This is a genomic window from Nocardioides sp. NPDC023903, assembly GCF_040639295.1.
Lineage (GTDB): Bacteria > Actinomycetota > Actinomycetes > Propionibacteriales > Nocardioidaceae > Nocardioides.
In genome coordinates, this window is sequence record NZ_JBEZZS010000012.1 from 124,028 (window position 1) to 136,201 (window position 12,174).

A 12,174-nucleotide genomic window follows, 5' to 3' on the forward strand; every position below is an offset into this window, starting at 1 on the left:
CGGCCTCGCACGGACGTCAGTGTCGCCCGATGTCGGTTGTGGCCGCGGCCTCCTGCAGTGCCTCCTTCTCCGCCTCGGCGATCGTGCCCGCCTTCAGCAGGGCCGAGGTCCGCTCGGCGACGTAGGAGCGGAACTCTCCGGGCGAGGACCATGCGTGCTCCTCGGCGAACTGCTCGGACAGACACCACCGACCATCCACCACCCGGTCCTCGACGCCGGAGTTGGCCAGCTCTTCGGGGACTCCCAGCCACACGGTGCCCTGGCAGACGACCGCGTCAGCAGGCTGGGCGTTGATGGTGGTGTTGACCAGGCGTAGGCCTTGGACGTGCTCGGCGAGCATCGGCGTGCGGACGCCGGAGAAGGAGGAGTTGAGGATGTTGATGTTGGTGACCGGCGAGCGGGCGTAGCCACGCAGGAAGATCGCGTGGGTGCCGCCGACGCTGTGCAGATCCTCGATGTAGATGTCGCGCACCGTCGGGGTGAAGCCACCCGCGTCGCCCTCCTCGTACCGGAAGTCGACCCACACCGCCTGGCCGCCCTGCTGCGGGACCGCGTTGTCGCGCACGTAGATGTCCTCGACCACCCCGCCGCGTACGGAGTTGGTCTTGATCCGGACGACGCGGTCGAGATCGGGGCTGTCCATGACGTTGTCCTGCGCGAAGACGTTGCGTACGCCGCCCGACATCTCGCTGCCGGCGACGACCGCGCCATGGCCCGCCTGCATGTAGTTGCCCTCGATGAGGATGTTCTCGGCAGGTACGCCGATGCGACGGCCCTCGGCGTTGCGGCCGGACTTGATCGCGATGTTGTCGTCGCCGGTGTTGAAGAAGGTGTTCCTGATGAGTATGTCGCGGCTCGACTCGGGGTTCACGCCGTCGTTGTTGGGGCCGAGGCTCTCCAGGTGTACGCCGTCGATGGTCACGTTCTCGGACAGCGTCGGGTGCAGCAGCCACATCGGCGAGTTGTTGAGGGTGACGCCCTGGACCAGGATGTTGCGGCTTTCGTAGAACTCGACGAAGTTCGGCCGGATGTAGTGGCCGGCGCCGAAGACCCGCTCCTCGACGGGCACGCCCTCCTCGCCCATCCGGAAGAGCTCGTTGCGGTCCGGCGTCTCCGGGCGCGGGCTGTCCGCCTTCCAGTCCCACCAGTTGTCGGCGTCGGCGTTGCCGTCCAGGGTCCCGTTCCCGGTCACGGCGACGTTCTCCACGCGGTGGGCGTAGATGAAGGGGGAGTAGTTGTAGAGCTCGACGCCCTCGTAGCGCGTCTTCACCACCGGCAGGAAGTCCGCCTTGTCGCGGCTGAAGCGGATGGTCGCCTCGTCGGCGAGATGCAGGTTCACGTTGCTCTTCAGATGGATCGCCCCGGTGAGGAAGACGCCCGGAGGGACCTCGACCCGCCCGCCGCCGGCGTCGTTGACCGACGCGATCGCCTCCCTGAAGGCGTCGGTGCTCTTGGTCTGGCCGGTCGGGTCGGCGCCGAAGTCGACGATGCTGACCTCGCGCTCGGGGAACGTCGGAGGCTTGATCCGGGCGCGGATCTCGTCTGCCTGAGCCCAGGTCTTGGATGTGTCCGTCGGGTCGCCCGGTGGGGGCGGTGGCGCCTGCCCCGCGACGGCGGACGGTGTGGTGAGGGTCAGGGCGCAGAGGAGGGCGATCACCATGCCGAGAGTGCGAGCCGGCCACCGCGTCGAAGGCGCGAGATGTGTGACGTACGTCTCATTCCGAGTCATGAAGGTCATGCTCGCGTCAGCCCTCGAGGGCCGTCCAATGCCGATCCGGACTGGCGCGATACCTTCCGGAAAGCGCTGTCCGCAGGTCTCCCGGCGGGCGGCGAAAAAGTTCTTCCGATGTCTGTGTCGAAGGAGCACGATGTGGTTCGACGCACAGGTGTCGGCCACCGAGAAGCGGTTGGCCCCGAACTGAGGAGCACATCATGCCGCGTTTCATGGGTTTCGTGAGGATGGAAGAGGGAATCGGCCCGGCGCCTGAGGCCCTGTTCAAGGCGATGGACGACTACATCGGCGAGCAGGCGGCTGCTGGCCACTTCCTCGACGGCGGCGGTCTCTACGGCAGCGAGGACGCGGTGAACTTCATCGTGGACAAGGGCGAGGTCACCCGGGTCGACGGCCCGTACGCCGAGGCCAAGGAGGTCGTCGGCGGCTGGGCGCTGACGCGTTACGACACCCTCGAGGAAGCGATCGCCGGGCAGCAGGCGTTCGCGCAGCTGCACGCGACGTACTGGCCGGAGTGCAAGGTCGTAGCCACCCTGCGCCAGATCTCCGAGGCCGACTGACGCCTGCAGGTCGGCTGCCTCGGCGGTGGCTCAGGCGCCGCCGAGGTGCAGGGAGGCGTACGTCTCCTTGACGAAGCGGAGATGGCTCCAGGTCTGGACCTCGCGGACGCCGTCGAGCTCGCGGATGTGGTCGAGGACACCGACGAGGTCGCCGGAGGTGGCGGTGTGGACCGTGAGCAGGGCGTCGTAGCGACCCAGGGTGCGGGCCACGAACGTGACCGAGGGGAGCCGGGCGAGCTGCTCGGCGATCGGGCGGTGGGCGGCGCCGTCGAGACGGAGGCCGATCCCGGTCGCCGTACGCCGCTCCTGACCGGAGTGACGTACGACGGCGCCGACCCGGACGACGTTGCCGTCGAGTAGCCGGACCACGCGCCGGCGCGTGCCGGCGGGGGAGAGGCCGACGCTCGCGGCCAGGTCGACATAGGACGCGCGGCCGTTGGTCTGCAGCGCGCGCAGCAGCGCGTAGTCGGTCGCATCGAGCGACCCGGCGGCGGGTGCGGGGCCGACCGGGGCGGCCACGTCGCGGATGACCTCGGTGTAGAGCAGGGTCTCAGTGGTGACGATGCCCTCGATCGCACGCACCTCGGCGAGCGCGTCGTCGATGCGGCCGATGTCCGTCGCCCGCAGCTCCAGGACCAGGGCGTGCTGGCCGCTGGTCATCGAGACCAGGGTGGTGTCCTCGCGCGCCGCGGCGGCCTGTGCGACCTGGGTCGCGGAGCCGTCCACGGTGACCGAGACGTGGGCGAGCACGTCATGCCCGAGAACGGCAGGGTGGACGACGCCCCGGACGTCGATGTGTCCCTCGGACAGCAGCCGCTGGACCCGGGTCGCCGCGGCTGATCGGGAGAGGCCGACCTGGGCGGCGATCTCGCGGTGGGTGAGCCGACCGTCCTCCTCGAGCAGGACGAGGATCGCCTCATCGGTGCTGTCGAGGACACCGGGCGTGATTTCGTTCGACATTTTTTGGGAGCGTCTCCAGGGTCGGATCGATCCTCAGAGGAGGGGATCTGATGACATTATGACGGATTCTCCGACCGCCACCGGCATATCGACAGCTATTACAGCCAGGTTAAGAACGAAACGATTGCGGTGACGTTCCGGGTGCTCTTACAGTGACGCAGATCTCGGCCGACCCACAGATCCAGGAGGCCACGGTGTCCACGGAACAGATCACCGCCCCATCAGCCACGCTGACCGAGTTGCAGGTCCACGAAGCCGCCGACCGGCTCGTCGCGGCCTTCGCTGCGACCGACACCGCGGCCTACTTCCGGTGCTTCGCCACCGAGGCCAGCTTCGTCTTCCACGCCGAGCCGCGGCGGCTGGATGACCGCGCTGCGTACCAGCGACTGTGGGCCGCCTGGGTCACGGAGGGGTGGCGGGTCGAGTCGTGCCTGAGCACCGCCCGCCTCGTCCAGGTCCACGGTGACACCGCCGTCCTCAGCCACGACGTCCTCACCACGACCTCCACTAACGGACGCGAAGAGACCACTCGCGAGCGGGAGACGATCGTCTTCCGCCTCATCGACGGCGACCTCCTCGCGGTGCACGAGCACCTGTCCGCCCAGCCGGAGGACGAACGATGAGCACGGGTACGCAGCCCCAGCCTCCCAAGGTGACCGAGGTCGAGCAGCACGGCGTCGAGCCGATCCCCGACCCCGAGCGCAGCGCCCGCCCGCTCGACCTGTTCCGGCTCACCTTCGGTGGTGCCAACACGATCGCCACGGTGGTGCTCGGCAGCTTCCCGATCCTCTTCGGGCTCTCCTTCGCGCACGGGCTGATGGCCACGCTGCTCGGGCTGCTGCTCGGTGCCGTCGTTCTCGCCCCGATGGCGCTCTTCGGCCCGCGCAACGGCACCAGCAACTCGGTCAGCTCCTCGGCCCACCTCGGCGTGCACGGCCGGATCGTCGGCTCGTTCCTCTCCCTGCTCACCGCGCTCGCGTTCTTCTCGATCTCGGTGTGGAGCTCGGGCGACGTGCTCGTCGGCGGCGCCAACCGCGCGGTCGGGCTGCCGGAGAACGACCTGACCCTGGCACTGGCGTACGGGCTCTTCGCCGTGCTCGTCCTGGTCGTGTGCATCTACGGCTTCCGGTTCATGCTGCTGGTCAACAAGATCGCCGTGATCGCCGCGACCCTGCTCTTCCTGCTCGGCATCGCCGCCTTCGCCGGTGACTTCGACCCCGGCTACGCCGGCGCGTTCGGCTCCGGCTCGGAGGCGTTCGGCCAGCCGGGCTTCTGGGCCGCCTTCGTTGGCTCCGCACTGATCGTGATGTCCAACCCGATCAGCTTCGGCGCCTTCCTGGGCGACTGGGCCCGCTACATCCCGCGCGAGACCTCCGGTCGCTCCTCGATGGCTGCCGCGTTCTTGGCGCAGATCGCCACCCTCGTACCGTTCTGCTTCGGGCTGGTCACCATGACGATCATCGCCACCCGCGAGCCCGAGATCTTCGCCTCCGGTGCGTACGCCTCCGGCCTGCTCGCGATCGCGCCGGGCTGGTACTTCGTCCCGGTCGCCCTGATCGCCCTGATCGGTGGCATGTCGACCGGCACGACCGCGCTCTACGGCACCGGGCTGGACTTCTCCAGCGTCTTCCCGCGCTTCAACCGCGTCCAGTCCACGGTGCTGATCGGGGTCTTCGCGATCGGGGTCATCTTCATCGGCCGGTTCGTCTTCGACGTGGTCTCCAGCATCTCCGCCTTCGCCGTCCTCATCGTCAGCTGCACCGTCCCCTGGATGATGGTGATGATGATCGGCTGGTACGTCCGGCGCGGCTGGTACGACTCCGACTCGCTGCAGGTCTTCAACCGCCGCCAGCGCGGGGGTCGCTACTGGTTCGCCCACGGCTGGAACTGGCGCGGCCTGGCCGCCTGGCTGATCGCGGCCGCCGTCGCACTCACCTTCGTGAACCTGCCCGGCCAGTTCGTCGGTCCGGCCGCACCGCTGATCCCCGGCGGCGTCGACATCTCCATCCCGCTCGGCATGGGGCTCGGCGCGCTGCTCTACCTCGGTCTGCTCTTCGCCTTCCCCGAGCCGCGGGACGCCTACGGCCCCGAGGGATCCCGGCTCGTCCCGACCGGACCGACCGCGAACACCCCGGTCATCTCGGTCGACGACGGGGCGGCGCCCGCCGCCACCGTCGTCGGCTGACCCGAACCACCCGCCACACCGCACAACGCTAGGAGAACCAGCCATGCCCATCGGGCCCGTCGACGCCTCCAAGAACCCCCGCTACGCCGGCTTCGCGACGTTCGCGCGTCTGCCCCGCCTCGACCAGGTGGAGCACGCCGACATCGCGGTCGTCGGAGTGCCGTTCGACACCGGCGTCTCCTACCGTCCGGGTGCCCGCTTCGGCCCGGCGCACGTACGGGAGTCGTCGCGGCTGCTGCGTCCCTACAACCCGGCGCTGGACGTCTCGCCGTTCGCCTCGGCCCAGGTGGTCGATGCAGGCGACATCGCGGCCAACCCGTTCCACATCGAGGAGGCGCTCGACACGGTGCAGGCCTCGGCGCTCGAGCTCACCGCCGGCGGCACCCGGCTGGTCACGATCGGCGGCGATCACACCATCGCCCTGCCGCTGCTGCGGGCCGCCGCGGAGCGCCACGGTCCGGTGGCGCTGGTGCACTTCGACGCGCATCTGGACACCTGGGACACCTACTTCGGTGCCGAGTACACCCACGGCACCCCGTTCCGGCGGGCGGTGGAGGAAGGCATCCTCGACACCGAGGCGCTGTGCCACGTCGGCACCCGCGGACCCCTCTACGGCAAGAAGGACCTCGAGGACGACCGCCGCTTCGGCTTCGGGATCGTCACCTCCGCAGACGTCTTCCGCCAAGGCGTCGACGAGGTCGTCGAGAAGATCAAGCAGCGGGTCGGCAACCGGCCGGTCTACGTCTCGGTCGACATCGACGTCCTCGACCCGGCGCACGCCCCCGGCACCGGCACCCCCGAGGCCGGCGGGCTCACCTCCCGTGAGCTGCTGGAGATCCTGCGCGGCTTCGTCGGCCTGAACCTGATCGGCGCGGACGTCGTCGAGGTCGCCCCGGCGTACGACCATGCCGAGCTGACCGGCGTCGCGGCCTCCCATGTGGCCTACGACCTGGTCTCGCTGCTCGCCATGCGCCATCTGGGTGGAGTGTGATGGGGCGCAACGGCGGCGACGTCACCGTCGAGAGCCTGACCGCTCTCGGCGCGACGCACGTGTTCGGCATCCCGGGCCAGCACGCGCTGGGCCTCTTCGATGCCATCCGCCGTAGCGGCCTGACCTTCGTCTCCTCCCGGGTGGAGAACAACTCGGTCTTCGCCGCCGACGGGTACGCCCGTACGACCGGCGAGGTCGGCGTGGTGTTCTGCTCCACCGGACCAGGGACGCTCACAGCGCTGGGCGCGCTCCAGGAGGCGTACGCCGCGTGCGTCCCGATCCTGATGATCACCAGCCAGATCCCGCGCGACGGACTCGGCGGCGCCCGCAAGGGCTACCTGCACCAGCTCGACGACCAGCAGGCCAGCGCCCGCAACGTCACCAAGACCACCGCCGTCGTCCGGGACGCCGCCGCCATCCCCGGCGTGCTCGCCGATGCGTGGGCCACCGCCCAGGAGGCGCCGGCGGGGCCGGTATGGGTCGAGATCCCGCAGGACGTGCTCCTCGAGGACGTCACGGTGCCGCAGGTGATCGGTCTGACCGCAGCGGTGCCCGCGCCGCGCCGGCCCCGGCCGGAGGTCGCCGCCGAGGCCGCCCGGCTGCTGGCCGCGGCCCAGCGCCCCGTGATCCTCGCCGGGGGAGGCGTACGCCGCTCCGCGGGAGCGCCGCAGGCGCTGGTCGCCCTTGCCGAGCTCCTCGACGCGCCGGTGGTCTCGACCTCCGGGGGCAACGGCTCGATCCCGCTCGCGCACCCGCTGAGCGCGGGTGCGTGGATCGAGGACCGGTTCACCACCGACCTGCTCGACGATGCGGATGTCCTGCTGGCGATCGGCACCTCCTTCGGTGAGGTGACCAGCAACTACGGCACCTTCGCCCCGCGCGGCCGGGTGATCCAGGTGGATGCCGAAGCCCGGGTGCTCGGCTCCAACCACGACGTGCTCGGCGTCCACGCCGACGCCGCCGCAGCTCTCACCGACCTGGCTGCTGCACTCCCGGGCGCCGGTGAGCCGGGCCCGAGGCGGTCCGGGGAGCGGGTCGCCCAGGATCTGCGTACCCGGGTCCAGGCCCGGCTCGACGCCCAGGACCTCGCCGCCGAGCAGCGGCTGCTCGCCGACCTACGTGCGGGCGTGCCCGACGACACCGACACCTTCTGGGACATGACCATCGCGGCGTACTGGGCCTGGTCGGCCTGGGACCCACGCTCCGGCGGCTTCCACACCGCGCAGGCGTCGGGCGGTCTCGGGCCAGCCTTTCCCTCGGCGATCGGCGCAGCCGTCGGGACCGGACGGCGTACGTTCGCGGTCACCGGCGACGGCGGCGCGATGTACTCCATCGCCGAGCTCGCCACAGCCCGCCAGCACGACGCCGAGGTCACCTGGTTGGTGATCGACGACGGCGGCTACGGGATCCTGCGCGAGTACATGACCGGGGCCTTCGGCGCCGCCACCGCCACCGAGCTCGCCCGTCCCGACTTCGTCCTCCTCGCCGAGGCGTTCGGCATCCCCGTCCACGCCGCGACCCCCGAGACCGTCGGCGAGATCGTCGCCGCCACCTTCACCACCAGCGGCCCCGCTGTCGTGGTTCTTCCGACCGTCCTCCGCATGTTCGCCCCCACCTGATCGGAACCCTCATGGATCTCGCCATCATCGTCATCTACCTCGCCGCCATGGTCGCCTTCGGCTGGTGGGGCAAGTCCCGGACCAAGGACAGCTCCGACTTCCTCGTCGCCGGCCGCCGGCTCGGCCCGGTGCTCTACACCGGCACCCTGTCCGCGCTCGTCCTCGGCGGTGCCTCCACCGTCGGTGGCGTCGCGCTCGGCTATGAGTTCGGCCTCTCCGGGGCTTGGCTGGTGGCGGCGATCGCCCTCGGCGTCCTGGCACTCAGCCTGTTCTTCGCCGGGAGGATCCAGCGGCTGCGGATCTTCACCGTGGCCCAGATGCTGGCACTGCGCTACGGGGTCGGCGCGACCGCAGCCTCGGGCGTGGTCATGGTGGCCTACACGCTGATGCTGGCGGTCACCTCCACGATGGCGTACGCGACCGTGTTCAACGTCCTCTTCGGGACCGACCGGGTCGTCTCGGTGCTGATCGGCGGCGTCATCGTGGTGATCTACTCCACCATCGGCGGGATGTGGTCGATCACCCTGACCGACATGGTGCAGTTCGTGCTGCAGACCGTCGGCATCTTCGTCCTGCTGCTGCCCTTCACCTGGAACCACGCCGGCGGCCTGGACGGGATCAGGGCCAGGGCTGCGGACTCCGTCTTCGAGCTCGGCGCGATCGGCACCGGGACGATCATCACCTACGTCGTCGTCTACACCTTCGGGATGCTGATCGGGCAGGACATCTGGCAGCGGGTCTTCACCGCCCGTTCGCCGCAGGTCGCGCGCTGGGGCGGCACCGCGGCCGGTGTCTACTGTCTGCTCTACGGCATCGCCGGCGCGCTGATCGGGACCGCTGCCTCCACCTTCGTCACCGTCGAGGACCGCAACGACGTCTACGCCACCATCGCCGAGTCGATCCTCCCGGTCGGCGTCAGCGGCCTGGTGCTCGCCGCCGCCGTGGCGGCGATGATGTCGACCGCCTCGGGTGCCCTGATCGCGACCGCGACGGTGGCCCGCACCGACGTGCAGCCGATGCTCGCCCGGCTGATCGGACGCACCCCCGCGCGCGTCCCGGACGAGGCGGAGAACCCCGAGCACGACGTGCTGGCCAACCGGATCTACGTCGTCGCCATCGGCGCCGTCGTCGTCGTGATCGCCTCGCTGCTCGACGACGTCGTCTCGGCACTGACGATCGCCTACGACATCCTCGTCGGCGGTCTGCTGGTGCCGATCCTGGGTGGGTTCCTCTGGCGCCGTGCGACCGGTGCGGCAGCGGTGGTGGCGATGGCCACCGGCACCGCCGCGACCCTGGCGACGATGGCGATCGTCGGCGACGTCCTCGCCAACGAACCGGTCTACGCGGGCCTCGCGGTCAGCGCCGTGGCGTACGTCGTGGTCAGCCTGCTCACCCGTCCGACCGACCCCGCGGTGATGCGGGAGTGGACCGAGCGGCTCGCAGGTCGAGCGACCTCGGACGGATCCGGCGTGGTGGACGCTCCGGCCCCCGAGGGCGTGTGAATTCTGCCGAACTTGTCACGAATCGCGCCGCTGTCCGGTCTCATTGTCGATGCGGGTAGAAGGACGATCGGCGCCACCGGCGCAGACGAGGGGGATGGGGCTCAGCATGCTCGACCAGCACAGCTCAGGCGAGGACACTCTCGAGTCGGCGGTCGAGGTGTTCGACCAGTCGCGGCACCGGCTCTTCGGGATCGCCTACCGGATCCTGGGAAGCGTGGCCGAGGCGGAGGACATCGTCCAGGAGGCATGGCTGCGCTGGCAGCAGACCGACCGGAGCGCCGTACGCAACCCGGCGGGATTCCTGACGACCGTGGCGACGCGTCTGGCGATCAACGTGGCCGAGTCGGCACGCTCGCGCAGGGAGACGTACGTCGGTCCGTGGCTGCCGGAGCCGGTCGACACCGAGGCAGATCCGACCCTGGGTGCGGAGCGGGCCGAAGCCCTGGAGAGCGCGACGCTGCTGCTGCTCGAGCGACTGCGGCCGGATCAGCGTGCGGCGTACGTCCTGCGGGAGGCGTTCGGCTACTCCTACGACGAGATCGCGGAGATCCTCGAGATCTCGAGCGTCAACGCCCGCCAGGTCGTCAGCAGGGCCAAGCGGGGCGTCCTCTCCGAACGCCGTGACCCGGTGGACCCGGAGAAGCACCGCGAGCTGCTCTCCGCATTCGTCGCTGCCGCGCAGAACGGAGACCTCGCCCAGCTGGAACGCGTCCTGGCCGCCGACGTCGTCAGTCTGTCCGACGGCGCCGGCATCGTCGGCAACGCCGCCCGCCGCCCCGTCGTCGGGCGGACGACCGTCGCCAAGTTCGTGCGTGCCTTCTCCAGCTGGTGGTGGGACGGAGCCACCACCAGCTGGATGGAGACCAACGGGCGACCGTCGCTGCTCGTCCGTCGCAAGGGCGAGCCGGTCGCGCTGCTGAGCATCGCCGCGTCCGCCGCGGGCATCGAGCAGCTCATGTGGGTGATGGTCCCCGAGAAGCTCGTACGCCTCAGGGGTGTCGAGCCCCGGCAGTGACCGTGGCGTCGAGCCACTGGTCGAAGCTCGGCCCGACCAGGTGGCCGTCCTCGCCGGGCAGCAGCACACCGTCGCGCACCAGCTCGCCGACAGGTGCGCCGTTGACCTGCACCGGGTCACCGGCCCGCTCGGCGTAGGCGGCCGACAGCCGGGCCAGGGTCTCCCGCTGGGGACCGGCGACCTCGACGAGGTCACCCTCGATCTCGCCGGTGGCCACGGCGAGGAGCACTTCGACCATCGCGTCGACGGCGACGGGCTGCGTGACCAGGTCCGGCACGGTGGTGCGGTCGCCGTCGCGGCCCCAGCCGATCGCCTGGCGGGCGATGTCGTGGAACTGCGCGGACCGGACCACGTGCGGGCCGGGGGCGTGCGCGACGCAGGCCAGCTCCTGGGCGTACTTGGCGCGGTAGTAGCCGTCGAAGCCGGTGCCCGCCTCGGTCTCGGACGCGGCGATCTTGTCCACCCCGATGATCGAGAGGACGACGGTGCGGCGTACTCCTGCCTCGTGGGCGGCAGCGCCGAGGTTGGTGGCGGCAGCGGTGAAGAAGGCGGTGGCGCCGTCTTCGTCGAGCGACGGGCTCTGGACGACGTCGACGAGCGCCTCGGCACCGGCCAGTGCGTCGGCGAGCCCCGTCGGCTGGAGCACGTCGGTGCCGGATTCCTTGGACAGTCCGACGACGTCGTGTCCGGCGGCCTGGGCGGCTCTGGCGAGTGCCGATCCGACGAGGCCGCTGACTCCGGCGATGGCGATACGCATGCTGTTTCTCCTTGGTGGTGGGACGTTCACGGCCCGATGAGGCCGAGCTGGATGGCGATGGGGGAGACCGAGAAGCCGCCGGCGACGAGGACGGCGACGGCCATGGCGGCCGCCTTCGCCGCCTGACGCCGCTTGGCGGTCAGCGTCCAGCCGAGGGTCTGCAGCGAACTCCAGGTGCCGTGCCACAGGTGCATCCCCAGGACGAGCATCGCGGCGAGGTAGACAGCGGTCGACCACCAGACGCTGAACGTGTCGACGACCAGGTTGAACGGGTCGTTCGTCGGGCCGCCGCGTACGTTGACCTTGCCGATCGTGAAGTTGACCAGGTGCCACCCGAGGAAGAGGAAGAGCGCCAGGCCGCCGGTGAGCATCGTGCGCGAGGCGAACGACGAGGCGCGCCGCGGCGGCCGGGCGGCGTAGCGGCCCGCCGCGCGGCGGGCGCGTCTGGCGAGGACGATCGCGCTGGAGACATGCGCCACCAGAGCGGCGATCAGCCCGACGCGCATGATCCAGAGCAGCCCGGAGCGGGGGAGGATCGGCTCGCCCAGGGTGCGCAGGTGCTCGGCGTACTCGTTGTACGCATCGTGGCCGCTGAACGCCTTCAGGTTGCCGTAGACGTGACCGAGCACGAATGCGATGAAGAGCAGGCCGCTGATGGCCATGACGAGCTTCAGCGTGATGGTCGACGACCATGCCCGGCGTCGCGCTAGCGAGGTGTGCATACCCAGTTGACCGAGCATGGTCGCGATCTGTGACACCTGACCCCCAAAGTCATCTGAAAATGAGCATTGTCAAATTCTCGGACTCGGCTTAGGGTCGCTGTGTCCGGTTCGCCTGGAGAGAGTGGTCTGTC

11 protein-coding genes are annotated in these 12,174 nt (G+C 70.1%); 7 read left to right on the forward strand and 4 right to left on the reverse strand.

From position 1 onward, the window contains the following. Positions 1–16: 16 nt before the first annotated feature. Positions 17–1,729, reverse strand: coding sequence for a glycoside hydrolase family 28 protein (locus AB0F44_RS15100; protein WP_357356684.1), 1,713 nt, complete (start codon positions 1,727–1,729; stop codon positions 17–19). A gap of 203 nt (positions 1,730–1,932) precedes the next feature. Here AB0F44_RS15100 and AB0F44_RS15105 point away from each other — a divergent pair, with 203 nt between their 5' ends. Then, complete coding sequence (locus AB0F44_RS15105) at positions 1,933–2,292, forward strand: YciI family protein (protein ID WP_357356686.1); 360 nt, start codon at positions 1,933–1,935, stop codon at positions 2,290–2,292. Between the two features lie 30 nt (positions 2,293–2,322). On the opposite strand, the gene AB0F44_RS15110 is transcribed toward AB0F44_RS15105, so the two are convergent. Continuing rightward, a complete protein-coding gene (locus tag AB0F44_RS15110) occupies positions 2,323–3,252 on the reverse strand; it encodes an Lrp/AsnC family transcriptional regulator (RefSeq protein WP_357356688.1) in 930 nt (309 codons plus the stop codon). A gap of 194 nt (positions 3,253–3,446) precedes the next feature. Here AB0F44_RS15110 and AB0F44_RS15115 point away from each other — a divergent pair, with 194 nt between their 5' ends. The 6 genes from AB0F44_RS15115 (at position 3,447) to AB0F44_RS15140 (ending at position 10,564) form a co-directional block, all read left to right on the forward strand. Then, a complete protein-coding gene (locus tag AB0F44_RS15115) occupies positions 3,447–3,875 on the forward strand; it encodes a nuclear transport factor 2 family protein (protein WP_357356690.1) in 429 nt (142 codons plus the stop codon). Beyond that, on the forward strand, positions 3,872–5,437 hold the full coding sequence (locus tag AB0F44_RS15120) for a cytosine permease (protein ID WP_357356692.1): 1,566 nt from the start codon (positions 3,872–3,874) through the stop codon (positions 5,435–5,437). Before AB0F44_RS15115 ends, AB0F44_RS15120 begins: the two co-directional genes overlap by 4 nt. 43 nt (positions 5,438–5,480) lie before the next feature. After that, positions 5,481–6,428 (forward strand): agmatinase, encoded by a 948-nt coding sequence (gene speB, locus AB0F44_RS15125; RefSeq protein ID WP_357356694.1) that lies wholly within the window; start codon positions 5,481–5,483, stop codon positions 6,426–6,428. Next, positions 6,428–8,047, forward strand: coding sequence for a thiamine pyrophosphate-binding protein (locus AB0F44_RS15130; protein WP_357356696.1), 1,620 nt, complete (start codon positions 6,428–6,430; stop codon positions 8,045–8,047). Before speB ends, AB0F44_RS15130 begins: the two co-directional genes overlap by 1 nt. A gap of 11 nt (positions 8,048–8,058) precedes the next feature. Next, the gene (locus AB0F44_RS15135; RefSeq protein WP_357356698.1) at positions 8,059–9,549 is read left to right on the forward strand and encodes a sodium:solute symporter; all 1,491 of its coding nucleotides are present in this window, start codon (positions 8,059–8,061) and stop codon (positions 9,547–9,549) included. 94 nt (positions 9,550–9,643) lie between these two features. Then, positions 9,644–10,564 (forward strand): RNA polymerase sigma-70 factor, encoded by a 921-nt coding sequence (locus AB0F44_RS15140; protein WP_357356700.1) that lies wholly within the window; start codon positions 9,644–9,646, stop codon positions 10,562–10,564. Here AB0F44_RS15140 and AB0F44_RS15145 read toward each other — a convergent pair. Together AB0F44_RS15145 and AB0F44_RS15150 are read right to left on the reverse strand one after the other, a co-directional pair. Beyond that, entirely contained in the window at positions 10,539–11,321 is a 783-nt protein-coding gene (locus AB0F44_RS15145) for an NAD-dependent epimerase/dehydratase family protein (RefSeq protein WP_357356702.1), read from the reverse strand. The two genes, AB0F44_RS15140 and AB0F44_RS15145, sit on opposite strands and share 26 nt — an antisense overlap. 26 nt (positions 11,322–11,347) lie before the next feature. Continuing rightward, positions 11,348–12,079, reverse strand: coding sequence for a succinate dehydrogenase cytochrome b subunit (locus tag AB0F44_RS15150; RefSeq protein ID WP_357356704.1), 732 nt, complete (start codon positions 12,077–12,079; stop codon positions 11,348–11,350). Between the last annotated feature and the right edge of the window lie 95 nt (positions 12,080–12,174).

Excerpts from the sequence above, each read along its gene's own strand:
- AB0F44_RS15100 (WP_357356684.1), bottom strand. The coding sequence starts at position 1,729 with ATGACTCGGAATGAGACGTACGTCACACATCTCGCGCCTTCGACGCGG.
- AB0F44_RS15105 (WP_357356686.1), top strand. The coding sequence starts at position 1,933 with ATGCCGCGTTTCATGGGTTTCGTGAGGATGGAAGAGGGAATCGGCCCG.
- AB0F44_RS15110 (WP_357356688.1), bottom strand. The coding sequence starts at position 3,252 with ATGTCGAACGAAATCACGCCCGGTGTCCTCGACAGCACCGATGAGGCG.
- AB0F44_RS15120 (WP_357356692.1), top strand. The coding sequence starts at position 3,872 with ATGAGCACGGGTACGCAGCCCCAGCCTCCCAAGGTGACCGAGGTCGAG.
- speB (WP_357356694.1), top strand. The coding sequence starts at position 5,481 with ATGCCCATCGGGCCCGTCGACGCCTCCAAGAACCCCCGCTACGCCGGC.
- AB0F44_RS15130 (WP_357356696.1), top strand. The coding sequence starts at position 6,428 with ATGGGGCGCAACGGCGGCGACGTCACCGTCGAGAGCCTGACCGCTCTC.
- AB0F44_RS15135 (WP_357356698.1), top strand. The coding sequence starts at position 8,059 with ATGGATCTCGCCATCATCGTCATCTACCTCGCCGCCATGGTCGCCTTC.
- AB0F44_RS15140 (WP_357356700.1), top strand. The coding sequence starts at position 9,644 with ATGGGGCTCAGCATGCTCGACCAGCACAGCTCAGGCGAGGACACTCTC.
- AB0F44_RS15145 (WP_357356702.1), bottom strand. The coding sequence starts at position 11,321 with ATGCGTATCGCCATCGCCGGAGTCAGCGGCCTCGTCGGATCGGCACTC.